The following is a 16,547-nucleotide window of genomic DNA, read 5'->3' as shown; positions in this document are numbered from 1 at the left end:
AATACTAGAAAAGAGGTGTTACCATGACCACAAAAGGAATCTTAGGTAGAAAAGTAGGTATGACACAAGTCTTTACTGAAAACGGCGAATTAATTCCCGTAACAGTTATCAAAGCAACTCCAAACGTTGTTTTACAAGTTAAAACAAACGAAACAGACGGCTATGAAGCCATCCAAGTTGGTTTTGAAGATAAACGTGAAGTCTTGTCAAACAAACCTGCTAAAGGTCATGTAGCAAAAGCAAATACTACTCCTAAGCGCTTCATTAGAGAATTCAGAGATGTCGCATTAGGAGATTACGAAGTAGGAACAGAAATCAAAGTTGATACTTTCGCAGCCGGCGACGTCGTTGACGTTACTGGTGTAACGAAAGGTCATGGTTTCCAAGGTAACATTAAAAAAGACGGACAATCACGTGGGCCTATGGGTCACGGTTCTCGTTACCACCGTCGTCCTGGTTCAATGGGTGCTGTTATCAACCGTGTCTTCAAGGGTAAATTATTACCTGGACGCATGGGTAACAACCAACGTACTGTTCAAAACCTTGTGGTTGTAAGTACAGATGTTGAAAAGAACGTTATCCTTGTTAAAGGTAACGTGCCAGGTGCTAAAAACTCAATGATTACAATCAAAACAGCTGTTAAAGCTCGTAACAAATAATCTGAGAAGGGAGGATTTTACCAATGGCAAACGTAACATTATTTAAACAAGATGGTAGCCAAAATGGGAACGTTGAATTAAACGACTCAATCTGGGCTATCGAACCTAACGAAAACGTTGTGTTTGATGCAATCATCATGCAACGTGCTTCATTAAGACAAGGAACACACGCTGTTAAGAACAGATCAGCTGTTCGTGGTGGTGGTCGTAAACCTTGGCGTCAAAAAGGTACAGGTCGTGCTCGTCAAGGCTCAATCCGTTCACCTCAATGGCGTGGTGGTGGTACCGTATTTGGTCCTACACCTCGTTCATACAGCTACAAATTACCTCGTAAAGTACGTCGTCTTGCAATCAAGTCAGTACTTTCACAAAAGGTTATCGACAATGATTTAGTTGTTGTAGATGCATTCAACTTTGACGCACCTAAGACTAAAGAATTCGCTGAAGTACTTAACAAGTTAGACGTTAATACTAAAGCATTGGTAGTACTTGAAGACGGAAATGATTTTGCTGCATTATCAGCTCGCAACTTACCTAACGTAACCGTTGTAGCTGCTGATGGTATCAACGTATTAGACGTTGTTGGCAACCAAAAATTAATCCTTACTCAAGCTGCTCTTTCTAAAATTGAGGAGGTGCTTGCATAATGGAAGCACGCGATGTTATTTTACGCCCAGTAGTTACTGAAAATTCAATGGCTGCAATGGACGACAAGAAATACACATTTGATGTTGATGTTCGTGCCAACAAAACACAAGTGCGTTACGCAATCGAAGAAATCTTTGGTGTAAACGTTAAAAACGTAAACATCATGAACGTTCGTGGCAAGTTAAAACGTCAAGGTCGCTATGCTGGCTATACTAAAAAACGCCGTAAAGCAATCGTTACTTTAACTGCTGATTCAAAAGAAATCAAGATTTTCGAAGATTAAGCAACACTTAAATAGAATAATTATAGGAGGGTATACACGTGGGAATTATTAAGTACAAACCAACCACAAATGGTCGTCGTAATATGACCAGCTCAGATTTTGCTGAGATCACAAAGACAACCCCTGAAAAGACGTTGTTGGAATCCCAAAGCCATACTGCTGGTCGTAATGCACATGGTCATATCACTGTTCGTCATCGTGGCGGCGGTCATAAGCAAAAATACCGTGTCATCGACTTCAAACGTATCAAAGATGGTATCAAAGCGACTGTTAAGTCAATTGAATACGATCCAAACAGAACTTCAAATATTGCATTAATCCAATATCCAGATGGTATCAAAGCATACATCATCGCCCCTAAAGGTCTTGAAGTAGGCATGGTTGTTGAATCTGGTGTGGATGCCGATATTAAAGTAGGTAACGCATTACCATTAGCTAATATTCCTGATGGTACACTTATCCACAATATCGAATTAAAACCTGGTAAAGGCGGCCAATTGGTTCGTTCAGCTGGTACATCAGCTCAATTATTAGGTAAAGAAGGCAAATACGCTATCGTTCGTTTAACTTCTGGCGAAACACGTATGATCCTACTTACATGTCGTGCAACGATCGGTACTGTTGGTAACGGTCAACACGAATTAATCAAGATTGGTAAAGCTGGCCGTAAACGTTGGATGGGTATCCGTCCTACAGTTCGTGGGTCAGTAATGAACCCTAACGATCATCCTCATGGTGGTGGTGAAGGTAAAGCTCCAATCGGTCGTCCTTCTCCTATGTCTCCATGGGGTAAGAAGACGCTTGGTAAGAAGACTCGTAGTAGTAAGGCTCGTTCAGAGAAACTTATTATTCGTCATCGTAAATCAAGATAATCAATTCCAATTGAACATGTCTAAAGCCAATGCGGCTTAAACATAAGTCACATTGAACTTTTTATTCGAAGGAGGTTTCATAATGAGTCGTAGTTTGAAAAAAGGACCATTCGCAGACGCACACTTGCTCAACAAGATTGAAGCACAAGCCGATAGCGAAAAGAAACAAGTCATCAAGACTTGGTCCCGTCGCTCGACAATTTTCCCTAGCTTTATTGGCTACACAATCGCTGTTTATGACGGACGGAAACACGTTCCCGTTTTCATCTCAGACGATATGGTAGGCCATAAATTAGGTGAATTCGTACCAACAAGAACTTTCCATGGTCATGGAAATGACGATAAGAAAACAAAAGCACGCTAGAAAGGAGGATGAATCTCAATGGCAGATCAAATTACTAGTGCAACAGCTAGCGCAAAATCAGTTCGGATGGCAGCCCGTAAAGTACGGATGGTAGTCGACTTGATTAGAGGCAAGAGCGTTGCAGAAGCAATTGCAATCTTAGAATTTACACCAAGAGCTGCTTCACCAGTCGTAATCAAAGTTTTGAAATCAGCTATCGCTAATGCAGAACATAATTACGACTTAGATGCAGAAAACTTGGTCGTTACAGAAGCTTATGCTAACGAAGGACCAACATTGAAACGTTTTCGTCCTCGCGCTAAAGGCTCAGCATCACCAATCAACAAACGTACAAGTCACATCACTGTAGTTGTATCAGAAAAAGAAGCATAAGGAGGGATATCGCGTGGGTCAAAAGATTAATCCAACCGGTTTTCGTGTTGGCGTCATCCGTGATTGGGACGCTAAATGGTATGCAGAAAAAGATTTCGCAACATTCTTACACGAAGATCTTAAGATTCGTAAATATATCAACACAAAATTAGCTGACGCATCTGTCTCTACTATTGAAATCGAACGCGCTGCAAATCGCGTGAACGTTTCAATCCATACTGCTAAACCTGGTATGGTCATCGGTAAAGGCGGTTCTGAAGTAGAAAATCTACGTAAAGAATTAAACAACTTAACAGGTAAGAAAGTACACATCAACATTGTGGAAATCAAGAAACCTGATTTAGACGCTCACTTAGTAGGTGAAGGCATTGCTCGTCAATTGGAAGCACGTGTTGCTTTCCGTCGCGCTCAACGCCAAGCTATGCAACGTACAATGCGCGCTGGTGCTAAGGGTATTAAAACTCAAGTTGCCGGCCGTTTGAACGGTGCTGACATGTCTCGTGTCGAAACACATGCTCAAGGAACTGTTCCTTTGCATACGCTACGTGCAGACATCGATTATTCATGGGACGAAGCCATGACTACTTACGGTAAATTAGGAGTTAAGACTTGGATTTATCGGGGCGAAGTATTACCCGCTAAAGCCAACAACAATACGAAAGGAGGGAAATAAACATGTTAGTACCTAAACGTGTAAAACATCGTCGTGAATTCCGTGGGAAGATGCGCGGTGCTGCAAAAGGTGGCAAAGAAGTCACTTTTGGTGAATTCGGGCTACAAGCTTTAGAATCAAGTTGGATTACCAACCGTCAAATCGAAGCTGCTCGTGTTGCCATGACTCGTTACATGAAACGTGGTGGGAAAGTGTGGATTAAAATTTTCCCTCACAAATCATACACTGCAAAAGGTGTCGGCGTTCGAATGGGTTCAGGTAAGGGTGCTCCTGCTGGATGGGTTGCTGTAGTAAAACGTGAAAAAGTCATGTTTGAAATCGGCGGCGTTTCTGAAGAAGTTGCTCGTGAAGCATTACGCTTGGCATCACATAAATTGCCAGTTAAAACTAAGATCGTAAAACGCGAGGAAGTAGGTGGCGAGTCAAATGAAGGCTAAAGATATTATTGAATTAACCACTGCTGAAATGCTTGAAAAAGAACACCAATACAAAGAAGAATTATTCAATCTTCGTTTCCAACAAGCTACCGGTCAATTAGAAAATACCGCCCGCTTAAAGCAAGTTCGTCAGAACATTGCACGGATTAAAACTGTATTACGTCAACAAGAACTTAACAAATAATAAATGGAAAGGAGCTATTTACTTTGAGCGAAGAAAGTCGTAACCATCGTAAAGTGTACCAAGGCCGTGTTGTTTCAGACAAAATGGATAAAACAATTACTGTCGTGGTTGAAACTTATAAAACACATCCTGAATATGGTAAACGTGTTAGATATTCAAAGAAATATTATGCACAAGATGACAACAACGAAGCAAAAGTTGGCGACGTTGTGCGTGTTATGGAAACTCGTCCTTTGTCACGTACAAAACGGTTCCGTTTATTAGATGTCGTTGAAAAAGCAGTTATTATCTAAATCGTTACTCAATATATATATAAGTGACGGAAGGAGGACCTATAAGTGATTCAATCAGAAAGTCGTCTTAAGGTTGCTGATAACTCCGGTGCCCGCGAAATTTTAACTATTAAAGTTTTGGGTGGTTCAGGTCGCAAGACTGCTAACATCGGTGATGTTATCGTTGCAACAATTAAACAGGCAACACCAGGTGGCGTTGTCAAAAAAGGTGAAGTTGTCAAAGCTGTTATCGTTCGTACTAAGTCAGGTGCTCGTCGTGCAGACGGTTCTTACATCAAGTTCGACGAAAACGCTGCTGTTATCATCAATGATGACAAGACTCCAAAAGGAACACGTATCTTCGGGCCAGTTGCACGTGAATTGCGTGACAGTGATTTCATGAAGATCGTTTCCTTAGCGCCTGAAGTTCTATAATTACAGACAACCAAGGAGGTGCGTATATCAATGTTCGTTAAAACTGGTGATAAAGTTAAAGTAATCAGTGGTAAAGATAAAGGTAAAGAAGGTACAATCATCAAAGCTATGCCTAAAGAAGGCCGTGTTGTTGTTGAAGGTATCAATACCATTAAAAAGCATGTTAAGCCAAATGCTCAAAACCCTAATGGTGGGATTGTTGACACAGAGGCAAGTATCGATGCTTCAAACGTTATGCTAATTGATCCATCAACCAACGAAGCTACTCGTGTAGGTTTCAAAGTGATTGATGGTAAGAAAGTACGCGTTTCAAAGAAAACTGGAGAATCAATCGATAAATAATCTTTTGGGGAAAGGAGGCACTTTTTACATGACTAACCGTTTAAAAGAAAAATATGTTAAAGAAATGACACCAGCGTTGATCGAAAAGTTCAACTACACATCAAGCATGCAAGTACCTAAGATCGAAAAGATCGTACTTAACATGGGTGTTGGTGATGCTGTTTCAAACGCTAAGAATTTGGATAAAGCTGTTGAAGAATTAGGTTTGATTGCTGGTCAAAAACCATTAATCACAAAAGCTAAGAAATCAATCGCTGGTTTCCGTTTACGTGAAGGTATGCCAATCGGCGCTAAAGTAACTTTACGTGGCGAAAGAATGTACGATTTCTTAGATAAATTAGTTAACGTATCTTTACCTCGTGTTCGTGATTTTCACGGTGTTAGTGCAAAATCATTCGATGGTCGCGGTAATTATACATTAGGTGTACGCGAACAATTGATCTTCCCTGAAATCGATTATGATAAGGTAGATCGCGTTCGTGGTTTGGATGTTGTTATTGTAACAACTTCAAATACTGACGAAGAAGCACGCGAATTGTTAACACAATTTGGCATGCCATTTGCTAAATAAAAAGGGAGGTCAATTTCTTGGCTAAAAAATCTTTAGTTGTAAAGAATCATCGTCCAGCAAAATTTTCAACACAAGAATATTCACGTTGCGAACGTTGTGGACGTCCACATTCTGTATATCGTAAGTTTAAGCTTTGCCGGGTTTGCCTCCGTGAATTAGCTCATAAGGGCCAAATTCCAGGCATGAAAAAAGCAAGCTGGTAATTATAAAGAGTCAATAAGGAGGTTAATTCCACATGGTCATGACAGATCCAATCGCAGACTATCTAACACGTATTCGTAATGCCAACATGGTACATCACGAATCATTAGAAGTCCCTGCTTCACGTATGAAAAAAGAAATTTCTGAAATTTTGAAACGCGAAGGCTTTATCCGCGATTACGAAGTGATTGAAGACGACAAACAAGGTATCATCCGTGTATTCTTGAAATATGGTAAGAATAACGAACGTGTTATCTCTGGTTTGAAACGGATTTCAAAACCTGGTTTACGTAATTACGTTAAAGCTAATGATGTTCCTAAGGTATTAAACGGCTTAGGCATCGCAATTATCTCAACAAGCAACGGTGTCGTAACTGACAAAGAAGCTCGTGAAAAGGCTGCCGGCGGCGAAGTTCTCGCATACGTTTGGTAATCTAAACTTAAAATAAGGAGGTGTCATAACGTGAGTCGTATCGGATTAAAAGTAATCGAAGTTCCTGCAGGTGTTACCGTTACTAAAGACGGTGAAAACATCACAGTTAAGGGACCTAAAGGTGAACTAACACGTCATTTCAGTCCAGTGATTGAAATGCACGAAGAAGGTAACCTTATCAACTTTACACGTAATAGTGAAAGTGATCGTGCAATGCACGGTACTATGCGTGCTAACTTAAACAACATGATCTTGGGCGTAACGGAAGGTTTCAAGAAGACATTGGATCTTATCGGTGTTGGTTACCGTGCTCAATTGAAAGGCAAGACTTTAGTATTGAACGTTGGGTATTCACATCCAGTTGAAATGGAAGCCCCAGAAGGCGTTACAGTCGAAGTCCCATCAAACACAAACATCATCATCAGCGGTATTAGCAAACAACAAGTTGGCCAATTCGCAGCTGAAATCCGTGATGTTCGTCCTCCAGAACCTTACAAAGGTAAAGGTATTCGTTATACTGATGAATATGTTCGCCGTAAAGAAGGTAAAACTGGTAAATAAAGCAGCCTGAGCTGTTAAACGATATTAAGAGGTGAAAATTGTGATTACAAAACCAGACAAGAATAAGACACGTCAAAAACGCCATACACGCGTTCGTGGCAAGATCTCTGGTACTGCTGACTGCCCACGCTTGAACGTTTTCCGTTCTAACAAAAACATCTACGCTCAACTTATTGATGACGTAGCGGGTGTGACGCTAGCAAGTGCCTCAACATTAGATAAAGAAGTAAAAGCAGAAGGTACTAAAGTAGAACAAGCACAACAAGTTGGCGCATTAGTTGCACAACGCGCTGTTAAAGCCGGCCATAAAGTTGTTGTTTTTGATCGTGGCGGTTACTTATACCACGGTCGTATCGAAGCTTTAGCTACAGCTGCTCGTGAAAACGGACTAGAATTCTAATAAGGAGGAAAACCATTTATGACTTACATTGATCCAACTCATTTAGATTTAGAAGATCGCGTTGTTTCAATCAACCGTGTTACAAAAGTTGTTAAAGGTGGACGTCGTCTACGTTTCGCAGCAATCGTAATCGTTGGTGATAAAGACGGTCACGTAGGTTTCGGGACAGGTAAAGCACAAGAAGTTCCTGAAGCTATCCGTAAAGCCGTTGAAGACGCTAAAAAGAATCTTATCAATGTTCCTAAGGTCGGAACAACATTACCTCATGAAATTATTGGTCGCTTCGGCGCTGGTCGTGTTCTATTAAAACCAGCTGTTGAAGGTTCTGGTATTGCTGCCGGTGGTGCTGTTCGTGCCGTCATGGAATTAGCAGGAATCGATGATGTGACAAGTAAAACATTAGGTAGCAAAACTGCTATCAATGTTATCCGTGCCACAATTGACGGTTTAACTCGTATGAAGACTGCTGAAGAAATTGCAGAATTACGTAATGTATCTGTAGAAAGCTTACAAAACTAGGAGGATAACTGAACATGGCTAAATTAAAGATTACTTTAAGAAAAAGTGCTGCTCATCGTCTTCCAGAACAACGTAAAATGGTCAAAGAATTTGGCTTGAACCGAGTAAATAGTTCTGTAATCAAACCAGATGATGCTGCAACTCGCGGTGTGATTTTCAAACTCGCACATTTAGTAACAGTCGAAGAAATTAAAGACTAATTTCAACATATATTGCAAGGAGGTGCGCACAATAATGAAATTACATGAAATGAAACCTAACGAAGGTGCTCGTGACGTTCGTAAACGTGTCGGCCGTGGTACTTCTTCAGGTACTGGTAAAACTGCTGGTCGTGGTCAAAAAGGCCAAAAAGCTCGTAGTAAAGTACGTTTAGGATTTGAAGGTGGACAAATGCCTTTATTCCGTCGTATGCCAAAACGTGGATTCAAGAATATCAACCGTAAGGAATATGCTGTTGTCAACTTAAACGATTTAAATCGTTTTGAAGACGGTGCAGAAATTACTTCAACTGTTTTAATCGAAGCAGGCGTTGTTAAGAATGAATTATCAGGTGTTAAATTATTAGCGAATGGTGAATTAAACAAAAAATTGAACATTAAGGTAAGCAAGTATTCTGAAGCTGCAAAAGCTGCTGTAGAAGCTGCTGGCGGTTCAATTGAGGTGATTTAATTGCTAAAGACACTCAAAAACGCATTTAAAGTAAAGGAAATCCGTAGTAAGATTTTGTTTACTTTAGGCGTTTTGATCGTTTATCGTTTAGGTGCACAAATTACGGTACCAGGTGTGAATGCTGGTGCATTGACTAAGTTGGGTTCAACTGGTTTGATCCCATTGCTTGATACCGTAAGTGGTGGTGGCTTGGCGAACTATTCCATCTTCTCGATGGGGGTTTCACCATTCATCACTGCCCAAATTGTGGTTCAATTACTACAAATGGATATTGTGCCTAAGTTTGTTGAATGGAGCAAGCAAGGTGAAGTTGGGCGACGTAAGCTTAACCAAGTAACGCGTTACTTAACCATCATCTTAGCATTTATCCAATCGATAGGGATTACCGCTGGCTTTAACTCACTCAGTCAAATGGGCTTGGTTAAAGATCCGGGGATTAAGACCTTCGTTAGCATCGGGATCATTTTAACGGGTGGTACGATGTTAATTACATGGTTGGGTGAACAGATAACGGATAAAGGCTTAGGGAATGGTGTGTCAATGATCATCTTTGCAGGGATCATTGCACGCCTTCCAAGCGGTCTTTACCAAATCTTCCGCGAACAAGTCTTGAACGCTTCAAAAGGCGATATGTGGAAAGGTGTCTTATTCATCATCGGTTTGATTATTGCAGTACTCGTGATTGTCACATTTGTGACATGGGTCCAACAAGCAAATCGAAAGATTCCGATTCAATATACGCGTCGTGAAGCTGGTGCAGGTGAAAATAGTTACCTACCCCTTAAAGTTAACGTCGCTGGTGTGATTCCGGTTATCTTCGCCAGTTCATTTATTATGACACCTCAAACAATCTTAATGGCCTTCCAATCAGGTCATGGTGCAGATACTTGGTTTAAAGTATTATCAGATATCTTCAGCATGCAGACTGTGACAGGTTCGATTGTTTATACGGTGCTCATTGTTCTCTTTACCTTCTTCTATGCTTTTGTTCAGGTTAACCCTGAAAAAGTTGCGGAGAACTTGACTAAGCAAGGGAGTTATATCCCAGGTGTTTGGCCAGGTAAAGGTACCGAGAAGTATCTTTCTAGCGTATTAATGCGTCTTTCAACTGTCGGTGCGTTGTTCCTTGGGGTAATTGCATTATTACCACAATTAGCAGCAAACCTCGGTGGCTTACCCCAATCAATTGGTTTGGGTGGGACGAGTTTACTAATCGTTGTTGGTGTTGCGCTTGAAAGCACACGTCAACTCGAAGGGTTACTTATGAAACGCAAGTATGTTGGATTCATTCGATAAGCAATTATCGTTTAAAAAGTATTGAATCCTGGTTTTAAATAGGAGGCAAAGGCATGAATCTCATGTTAATGGGACTTCCCGGCGCTGGTAAGGGAACGCAAGCTGAAAAGATTGTTGACGCTTATCATATTCCACACATTTCAACTGGTGACATGTTCAGAGCTGCTATGGCAGATCAAACAGAACTTGGGGTTAAAGCTAAGTCATTCATCGATAAAGGTGAATTGGTACCAGATGATGTGACCAACGGAATTGTTGAGGAACGTCTTGCACAAGCAGATACTAATGTAGGTTATCTCCTTGATGGTTTTCCTCGGACTCTTGATCAGGCGGATGCTTTAGCTGCCATTACTGATAAATTGAACAAACCTTTAGATGGTGTGATTAACATTGATGTTGATCCTGAAATCTTGGCTGATCGTTTATCTGGCCGCTTTATTTGTAAAAATTGTGGTGCAACGTACCACAAACTTTACCATCCAACTAAAGTGGAAGGTACATGTGATCGTTGCGGCGAACATGTTTTCTTCCAACGAGAAGACGACAAACCTGAAACGGTTAAGAATCGCTTAAAGGTCAATATCGAAATGAATACACCTTTACTTGATTATTATGAAAAACGTAACCTACTTTACACGGTGGATGGGAATCAAGAAATTGATGATGTGTTCTCTGCCGTTCAAAAAGTACTTGATACCATTAAAGACTAGTCATCAACTCAAGTGATCTCACGGTCATTGTTCACGTAAAAGCCTGACTAGTTGTTTAATGACAGAATTCTCAGTGCTTTTAAAAATTTAATACTTGTGATATAATATCTCGGTATGACCACTAGCGGTGAGTGCGGAGAGCTCTCACCATTTTTCTGTATGAATTTTCACAACCACAAGGGGGTACTTTTGCGTGGCAAAAGATGACGTCATTGAAATTGAAGGTAAAGTAACTGATACTTTACCAAATGCAATGTTTAAAGTAGAACTTGAAAATGGTGCAGTTATTCTGGCACACGTTTCTGGTAAAATCCGTAAGAACTACATCAAGATTTTACCTGGAGACCGTGTGACAGTTGAATTGTCACCCTATGATTTGACTAAGGGACGAATTACGTATCGCTTTAAATAGGCGTAAGGATCATATCAAGGAGGTCAGTCGATATGAAAGTAAGACCATCAGTAAAACCAATGTGCGAACATTGTAAAGTTATCAAACGAAAAGGCCGCGTTATGATTATCTGCGCAGCTAACCCAAAACATAAACAACGTCAAGGTTAATATTAATTAAGCAGGAGGTGCAAGAATGGCACGTATCGCAGGTGTGGATTTACCACGTGATAAACAAATTGTGATTGCTTTAACTTATATTTTCGGTATCGGAAATACAACTGCCGTTAAAGTCTTGGCTGATGCTGGCGTCGCAGAAGACGTCCGTACTCGTGATTTAACGCCGGATCAAGAAGACAAGATCCGTGCAGCAATCGACAAAGTTAAAGTTGAAGGCGATCTTCGTCGTGAAGTTAGCTTAAACATCAAACGTCTACAAGAAATCGGTTCTTATCGTGGCATGCGTCATCGTCGTGGATTACCAGTTCGTGGTCAAAACACGAAGAACAACGCACGTACTCGTAAAGGTAAGAAAGTTACGATTGCAGGCAAGAAGAAATAATCAGTAAAAGGAGGTTATAATTTATGGCAAACAAGAAAAATGCTCCACGTAAGCGTCGTGTGAAGAAAAATATCGAAGCCGGCGTTGCACATATTCACTCAACATTTAACAATACTCTTGTGATGATCACTGATCCTCATGGGAATGCTGTTGCATGGTCATCTGCTGGTTCATTAGGTTTCAAAGGTAGTCGTAAGTCAACACCTTTTGCTGCTCAAATGGCTGCAGAAGCTGCTGGTAAAGAAGCCATGGAACATGGTATGAAATCTGTTGAAGTTGCTGTTAAAGGACCAGGTTCTGGCCGTGAAGCTGCAATTCGCTCATTACAAGCAACTGGTTTAGAAGTTACTGCTATTCGTGACGTTACACCAGTTCCTCATAATGGATCTCGTCCTCCAAAACGCCGTCGTGTTTAGTCTGGGCTACGCTTCATTTTGAGACAAACTGAAACGTGTTCACGTATAAACACTTCTCGTTTTGAAAGGGGTAAAAGATAAGAATGATCGAATTTGAAAAACCAAACATTACAAAGGTTGATGAAAGTACTAACTATGGTAAGTTCGTTGTAGAACCACTTGAACGTGGCTATGGTACGACTTTAGGTAACTCTTTACGTCGTATTTTACTCGCTTCTTTACCAGGTACTGCTGTCACAGATATTCAAATTGATGGTGTTTTACATGAATTTTCAACAATTGATGGCGTCCTAGAAGACGTAACACAAATCATCTTGAATATTAAAAAATTAGCACTTAAATTGCATGTTGAAGAAGACAAGACAATTGAAATCGATGTTAAGGGTCCGGCAACAGTTACTGCTGCTGATATCATTTCTGATGATGACGTTGAAGTCTTAAATACTGATCAATATATTTGTACAGTAGCTGAAGGCGGCAATTTCCACGTGCGAATGACAGTTAAAGAAGGCCGTGGTTATGTTGCTGCTGATCAAAACAAGTCAGACGATATGCCAATTGGTGTTTTGCCAATCGACTCAATTTATACCCCAATCAGTCGTGTCAACTATCAAGTAGAAAGTACACGTGTTGGTCGTCGTAACGATTTCGACAAGTTAACACTTGATGTTTGGACAAACGGTTCCATCAGTCCTAGAGAAGCTATTAGCTTAGCTGCGAAGATTATGACAGAGCATTTGGCAATCTTTGTAGATCTTACTGATGAAGCGAAAAATGCTGAAATCATGGTCGAAAAAGAAGAGACACATAAAGAGAAAATGCTTGAAATGACAATTGAAGAGTTAGATTTATCAGTTCGTTCATACAACTGTTTGAAACGCGCTGGAATCAACACTGTTCAAGAGTTAACTGACAAATCAGAAGCAGATATGATGAAAGTTAGAAATCTTGGTCGCAAGTCGTTAGAAGAAGTTAAGAACAAGTTATTTGATCTTGGCTTAGGCTTACGCACAGAAGAATAAACTGATAAGAAGGAGGGACTCCATTCATGAGTTATCGTAAATTAGGTCGCACAAGCTCACAACGTAAGGCAATGTTACGTGATTTGACAACTGATTTAATCATCAATGAACGTATCATTACTACAGAAGCTCGTGCCAAAGAAATTCGTAAAACAACTGAAAAAATGATCACTTTAGGTAAACGCGGTGATTTACACGCTCGTCGTCAAGCTGCAGCATTCGTTCGTAACGAAGTAGCTGATATTCGCGAAGAAGACGATGCTGTAATCGTTCAATCTGCTTTACAAAAATTATTTAGTGACATTGCTCCACGTTATGCTGAAAGAAATGGTGGTTACACACGTATTCTTAAAACAGCCCCTCGTCGTGGTGACGGTGCATTAATGGTGATTATTGAACTTGTTTAATCACAAAATGATTTAGGTCATTTGATCGATGAGACAGGGCGTTATGATGATGGAAGTACTCCGAGTCTAGTCCTAAGGTCATACTAGCAACACAGTATGGCTTTCATCGATTGATGATTTACATAAAATAACGTCTAATTCCGAGTTAAATCGGAGTTAGACGTTTTTTGTGTTGGATATCCTTTGAATAAAGGGTGACTAACGAAAGCGCTATGGCCTTTTATATGATAAAATAGGAACAGGTTTTTGATTTGAAACGTGCATGGATAACATAACCAATGCACTTTAATTCCAAGGAAAATACGGGTTATTAATCATGAATGAGCAAAAAATAATTCAAGTTGAACATTTAAAATATGAATACCCACAATCTGAAGGACATTTAGCACTGAATGATCTTTCTGTCAGTATCAATGCCGGCGAATGGGTCGCCATTATCGGTCATAACGGTAGTGGTAAGAGTACCTTCGCGAAATCATTGAACGGTTTGTTAGATTTACAATCGGGATCAGTGACGATTGATGGGTTACCATTGTCGTTGGATAACGTGTGGACTATTCGCCAGAAAATTGGCATGGTTTTTCAGAATCCGGATAATCAATTTGTCGGTGCAACGGTTGAAGACGATGTTGCTTTTGGTCTCGAAAATCAGGGGATTCCGCGAGCTGAAATGATTGAACGGGTTAAAGACGCGGTTGAACGTGTTGGTATGAGTGAATACTTGAAACGTGAACCAAGCCGTTTGTCGGGTGGCCAAAAACAACGAGTGGCCTTAGCAGGGATCATCGCACAACAACCTGAGATTCTGATTCTCGATGAGGCCACCAGTATGCTAGATCCAAAAGGGCGCGAAGAAGTTCTCGCAACCATTCATAAGTTAAAACAAGAAACAAACATGACCGTGCTATCAATTACCCACGATATTGACGAAGCCGCAAGTGCGGACCGGATCATTATCTTAGATAAGGGGCAAGTGCATGATCAGGGCACACCGGCCGATATTTTTGCATATGGGCAACGTTTGCTTGATTTAGGGCTAGATGTTCCATATCCAGAAAAACTTAAAGCAGCGCTAAATGAACGCGCTATCGAGATGCCCACAGATTATCTCACAACGGAAAGGATGGTTGAGTACTTATGGACATTACATTCAAAAATGTAAGCTACACTTACCAGCCAGGCACGCCTTTTCAAGGGATTGGGCTAGAAAATATCAATGTGACCATTCCAAGTGGCTCCTATACGGCTTTGATTGGTCATACAGGTAGTGGCAAGTCGACATTGCTCCAACACCTCAATGCACTCTTAAAACCAACGAGCGGCGTTGTTCAGATTGGTGAGCGCGAAATCACGCCTGAGACCAACAACAAAAACTTAAAGGCTGTTCGTCAAAAAGTTGGGATGGTTTTTCAATTTCCTGAAAGCCAATTATTTGAGTCGACGGTGCAAAAAGATATTGCTTTTGGTCCGCAGAACTTCGGTGTCCCTGAAGCTGAAGCACTTGAACGCGCTAAAGAGATGATTGAACTCGTCGGTTTACCCGCTAACGTGATTGACAAGTCACCTTTTGATTTATCTGGTGGGCAAATGCGCCGCGTTGCCATTGCTGGTGTGTTGGCAATGAAACCGGAAGTATTGGTCTTAGATGAACCAACCGCGGGGCTCGATCCAGTTGGCCGGCGTGAGATGATGACGCTTTTTGAAAAGTTACACATTGAGCAGGGGATGACGATTGTGATGGTCACCCATCAGATGGATGATGTGGCGAACTACGCCGACAACGTTATCGTTTTGGAACATGGCAAGCTAGCTAAGACCGGAGCACCACGCGAAATTTTTGCGGATCCGGATTGGTTAACGGAAAAACAACTTGGCTTACCAACAACGACTCAGTTCGCGCAAGCTTTAATGCGACAAGGCTTTGTCTTTGATCAAGTACCACTAACCGAACATGAATTGGCCGCCTTATTAGCGGAACAACTACCGAAGAAGGCGGGGATTGGACATGAATAAATTAATTCTGGGCCGATATATCCCCGGTGATTCAGTGTTACACCGGATGGATCCACGGGCGAAGTTATTAGCCAGTTTTTATTATATTGGGATCATCTTTTTAGCGCGTACATGGCAAGCCTATGCTTTATTACTGGTCTTTACGTTAGCGCTAATCGGGATTTCAAAAATTAAACTCGCCTTCTTTATTAAAGGGGTTAAGCCGCTGTTATGGCTAATTCTATTTACAGTGCTCTTACAGATTTTCTTCACCCGTGGTGGTCATGTCTATTGGCAGTGGGGATTTCTGACGCTTACCCAGTACGGGCTGATTAATGGCGTCTACATCTTCATGCGCTTTGTATTGATTATTTTCATGTCGACTCTCCTGACATTGACGACGCCGCCATTGTCGTTAGCGGATGCGATTGAATCAATTCTCAAGCCGCTTAAAGTAGTCCATTTTCCAGTGTATGAAGTTGCATTGATGCTATCAATTGCATTGCGCTTTGTACCAACATTGATGGATGAAACCACTAAGATTATGGATGCGCAACGTGCGCGTGGGGTTGATTTTGGTGAAGGGAATTTATTCCAACAAATGAAAGCAATCGTGCCGATTTTAATTCCGTTATTTGTCAGCAGTTTTAACCGCGCGGATGATTTAGCAACGGCAATGGAAGCACGGGGGTACCAAGGTGGCGAAGGCCGCAGTAAGTACCGAATTTTGAAATGGCGGACAAGAGACACCGTGGCATTTATCACGATGGGCCTTTTAACCGTCGCACTTTTATTCTTAAGATAACGCAAAAAGGACTCAGTTAAACCAACGGAGGTTGATTTAGCTGAGTCCTTTT

The 16,547-nt window shown here is 41.1% G+C and carries 31 protein-coding genes; all 31 read left to right on the top strand.

What is annotated here, in order from left to right; all coding sequences use genetic code 11:
* Positions 1-23 precede the first annotated feature (23 nt).
* Positions 24-659 (top strand): 50S ribosomal protein L3, encoded by a 636-nt coding sequence (gene rplC, locus LCU_RS07095; RefSeq protein ID WP_039098368.1) that lies wholly within the window; start codon positions 24-26, stop codon positions 657-659.
* A 23-nt stretch (positions 660-682) separates the two neighbouring features.
* A complete protein-coding gene (gene rplD / locus LCU_RS07090; protein ID WP_004270194.1) occupies positions 683-1,306 on the top strand; it encodes a 50S ribosomal protein L4 in 624 nt (207 codons plus the stop codon).
* Positions 1,306-1,590 (top strand): 50S ribosomal protein L23, encoded by a 285-nt coding sequence (rplW, locus tag LCU_RS07085; protein ID WP_004270217.1) that lies wholly within the window; start codon positions 1,306-1,308, stop codon positions 1,588-1,590. The genes rplD and rplW overlap by 1 nt, the downstream gene beginning before the upstream one ends.
* Positions 1,591-1,628: 38 nt before the next feature.
* Entirely contained in the window at positions 1,629-2,462 is an 834-nt protein-coding gene (gene rplB, locus LCU_RS07080; RefSeq protein WP_056966423.1) for a 50S ribosomal protein L2, read from the top strand.
* An 82-nt stretch (positions 2,463-2,544) separates the two neighbouring features.
* The gene (rpsS, locus tag LCU_RS07075; RefSeq protein ID WP_004270198.1) at positions 2,545-2,826 is read left to right on the top strand and encodes a 30S ribosomal protein S19; all 282 of its coding nucleotides are present in this window, start codon (positions 2,545-2,547) and stop codon (positions 2,824-2,826) included.
* Between the two features lie 18 nt (positions 2,827-2,844).
* Entirely contained in the window at positions 2,845-3,198 is a 354-nt protein-coding gene (rplV, locus tag LCU_RS07070; protein WP_004270187.1) for a 50S ribosomal protein L22, read from the top strand.
* Positions 3,199-3,211: 13 nt separating this feature from the next.
* Positions 3,212-3,871 carry a 30S ribosomal protein S3 gene (gene rpsC / locus LCU_RS07065; protein ID WP_004270189.1) on the top strand — a complete coding sequence of 220 codons (660 nt, stop codon included), beginning with the start codon at positions 3,212-3,214 and terminating at the stop codon, positions 3,869-3,871.
* Positions 3,872-3,873: 2 nt separating this feature from the next.
* A complete protein-coding gene (gene rplP, locus LCU_RS07060) occupies positions 3,874-4,308 on the top strand; it encodes a 50S ribosomal protein L16 (protein ID WP_004270207.1) in 435 nt (144 codons plus the stop codon).
* A complete protein-coding gene (rpmC, locus tag LCU_RS07055; protein ID WP_004270191.1) occupies positions 4,298-4,492 on the top strand; it encodes a 50S ribosomal protein L29 in 195 nt (64 codons plus the stop codon). The genes rplP and rpmC overlap by 11 nt, the downstream gene beginning before the upstream one ends.
* 23 nt (positions 4,493-4,515) lie before the next feature.
* Entirely contained in the window at positions 4,516-4,785 is a 270-nt protein-coding gene (rpsQ, locus tag LCU_RS07050) for a 30S ribosomal protein S17 (RefSeq protein WP_004270192.1), read from the top strand.
* Between the two features lie 45 nt (positions 4,786-4,830).
* Entirely contained in the window at positions 4,831-5,199 is a 369-nt protein-coding gene (gene rplN / locus LCU_RS07045; RefSeq protein ID WP_039098372.1) for a 50S ribosomal protein L14, read from the top strand.
* Positions 5,200-5,229: 30 nt separating this feature from the next.
* Complete coding sequence (gene rplX / locus LCU_RS07040; protein WP_054644271.1) at positions 5,230-5,541, top strand: 50S ribosomal protein L24; 312 nt, start codon at positions 5,230-5,232, stop codon at positions 5,539-5,541.
* Between the two features lie 28 nt (positions 5,542-5,569).
* Positions 5,570-6,112, top strand: a complete 543-nt coding sequence (rplE, locus tag LCU_RS07035) for a 50S ribosomal protein L5 (RefSeq protein WP_004270214.1) — start codon at positions 5,570-5,572, stop codon at positions 6,110-6,112.
* 17 nt (positions 6,113-6,129) lie between these two features.
* Positions 6,130-6,315, top strand: a complete 186-nt coding sequence (locus tag LCU_RS07030; protein ID WP_076786297.1) for a type Z 30S ribosomal protein S14 — start codon at positions 6,130-6,132, stop codon at positions 6,313-6,315.
* A gap of 32 nt (positions 6,316-6,347) precedes the next feature.
* Positions 6,348-6,746 (top strand): 30S ribosomal protein S8, encoded by a 399-nt coding sequence (rpsH, locus tag LCU_RS07025; protein ID WP_004270181.1) that lies wholly within the window; start codon positions 6,348-6,350, stop codon positions 6,744-6,746.
* Positions 6,747-6,776: 30 nt separating this feature from the next.
* The gene (rplF, locus tag LCU_RS07020; protein ID WP_004270197.1) at positions 6,777-7,307 is read left to right on the top strand and encodes a 50S ribosomal protein L6; all 531 of its coding nucleotides are present in this window, start codon (positions 6,777-6,779) and stop codon (positions 7,305-7,307) included.
* Between the two features lie 40 nt (positions 7,308-7,347).
* Entirely contained in the window at positions 7,348-7,707 is a 360-nt protein-coding gene (gene rplR, locus LCU_RS07015; protein ID WP_004270211.1) for a 50S ribosomal protein L18, read from the top strand.
* Between the two features lie 18 nt (positions 7,708-7,725).
* Positions 7,726-8,226 carry a 30S ribosomal protein S5 gene (gene rpsE / locus LCU_RS07010; protein ID WP_004270199.1) on the top strand — a complete coding sequence of 167 codons (501 nt, stop codon included), beginning with the start codon at positions 7,726-7,728 and terminating at the stop codon, positions 8,224-8,226.
* A gap of 14 nt (positions 8,227-8,240) precedes the next feature.
* A complete protein-coding gene (gene rpmD / locus LCU_RS07005) occupies positions 8,241-8,426 on the top strand; it encodes a 50S ribosomal protein L30 (protein ID WP_004270183.1) in 186 nt (61 codons plus the stop codon).
* 34 nt (positions 8,427-8,460) lie between these two features.
* Positions 8,461-8,895, top strand: a complete 435-nt coding sequence (gene rplO / locus LCU_RS07000) for a 50S ribosomal protein L15 (protein WP_004270222.1) — start codon at positions 8,461-8,463, stop codon at positions 8,893-8,895.
* On the top strand, positions 8,896-10,191 hold the full coding sequence (secY, locus tag LCU_RS06995) for a preprotein translocase subunit SecY (protein WP_039098375.1): 1,296 nt from the start codon (positions 8,896-8,898) through the stop codon (positions 10,189-10,191). It abuts the gene before it with no gap.
* A 53-nt stretch (positions 10,192-10,244) separates the two neighbouring features.
* A complete protein-coding gene (locus LCU_RS06990; protein WP_004270218.1) occupies positions 10,245-10,901 on the top strand; it encodes an adenylate kinase in 657 nt (218 codons plus the stop codon).
* A gap of 193 nt (positions 10,902-11,094) precedes the next feature.
* Positions 11,095-11,313, top strand: a complete 219-nt coding sequence (gene infA, locus LCU_RS06985) for a translation initiation factor IF-1 (protein WP_004270190.1) — start codon at positions 11,095-11,097, stop codon at positions 11,311-11,313.
* A gap of 32 nt (positions 11,314-11,345) precedes the next feature.
* Positions 11,346-11,462: a 50S ribosomal protein L36 gene (gene rpmJ / locus LCU_RS06980; RefSeq protein WP_011375433.1), complete on the top strand. Its 117-nt coding sequence runs from the start codon at positions 11,346-11,348 to the stop codon at positions 11,460-11,462.
* A gap of 25 nt (positions 11,463-11,487) precedes the next feature.
* Positions 11,488-11,853, top strand: a complete 366-nt coding sequence (rpsM, locus tag LCU_RS06975) for a 30S ribosomal protein S13 (protein WP_054644273.1) — start codon at positions 11,488-11,490, stop codon at positions 11,851-11,853.
* Between the two features lie 23 nt (positions 11,854-11,876).
* Positions 11,877-12,269, top strand: a complete 393-nt coding sequence (gene rpsK, locus LCU_RS06970; RefSeq protein WP_004270203.1) for a 30S ribosomal protein S11 — start codon at positions 11,877-11,879, stop codon at positions 12,267-12,269.
* An 83-nt stretch (positions 12,270-12,352) separates the two neighbouring features.
* A complete protein-coding gene (locus LCU_RS06965) occupies positions 12,353-13,291 on the top strand; it encodes a DNA-directed RNA polymerase subunit alpha (RefSeq protein WP_056966986.1) in 939 nt (312 codons plus the stop codon).
* A gap of 26 nt (positions 13,292-13,317) precedes the next feature.
* A complete protein-coding gene (rplQ, locus tag LCU_RS06960; RefSeq protein WP_004270204.1) occupies positions 13,318-13,698 on the top strand; it encodes a 50S ribosomal protein L17 in 381 nt (126 codons plus the stop codon).
* Between the two features lie 316 nt (positions 13,699-14,014).
* Positions 14,015-14,860, top strand: a complete 846-nt coding sequence (locus LCU_RS06955; RefSeq protein WP_065825278.1) for an energy-coupling factor ABC transporter ATP-binding protein — start codon at positions 14,015-14,017, stop codon at positions 14,858-14,860.
* Positions 14,836-15,711, top strand: a complete 876-nt coding sequence (locus LCU_RS06950; protein ID WP_054644275.1) for an energy-coupling factor ABC transporter ATP-binding protein — start codon at positions 14,836-14,838, stop codon at positions 15,709-15,711. The genes LCU_RS06955 and LCU_RS06950 overlap by 25 nt, the downstream gene beginning before the upstream one ends.
* A complete protein-coding gene (locus LCU_RS06945; RefSeq protein ID WP_056966954.1) occupies positions 15,704-16,495 on the top strand; it encodes an energy-coupling factor transporter transmembrane component T family protein in 792 nt (263 codons plus the stop codon). Before LCU_RS06950 ends, LCU_RS06945 begins: the two co-directional genes overlap by 8 nt.
* The last annotated feature ends 52 nt before the right edge of the window (positions 16,496-16,547 follow it).

It is taken from the genome of Latilactobacillus curvatus JCM 1096 = DSM 20019 (assembly GCF_004101845.1).
GTDB lineage: Bacteria > Bacillota > Bacilli > Lactobacillales > Lactobacillaceae > Latilactobacillus > Latilactobacillus curvatus.
Note: the sequence above shows the minus strand (reverse complement) of the source record. Positions and strands in the feature narration are given on the sequence as shown.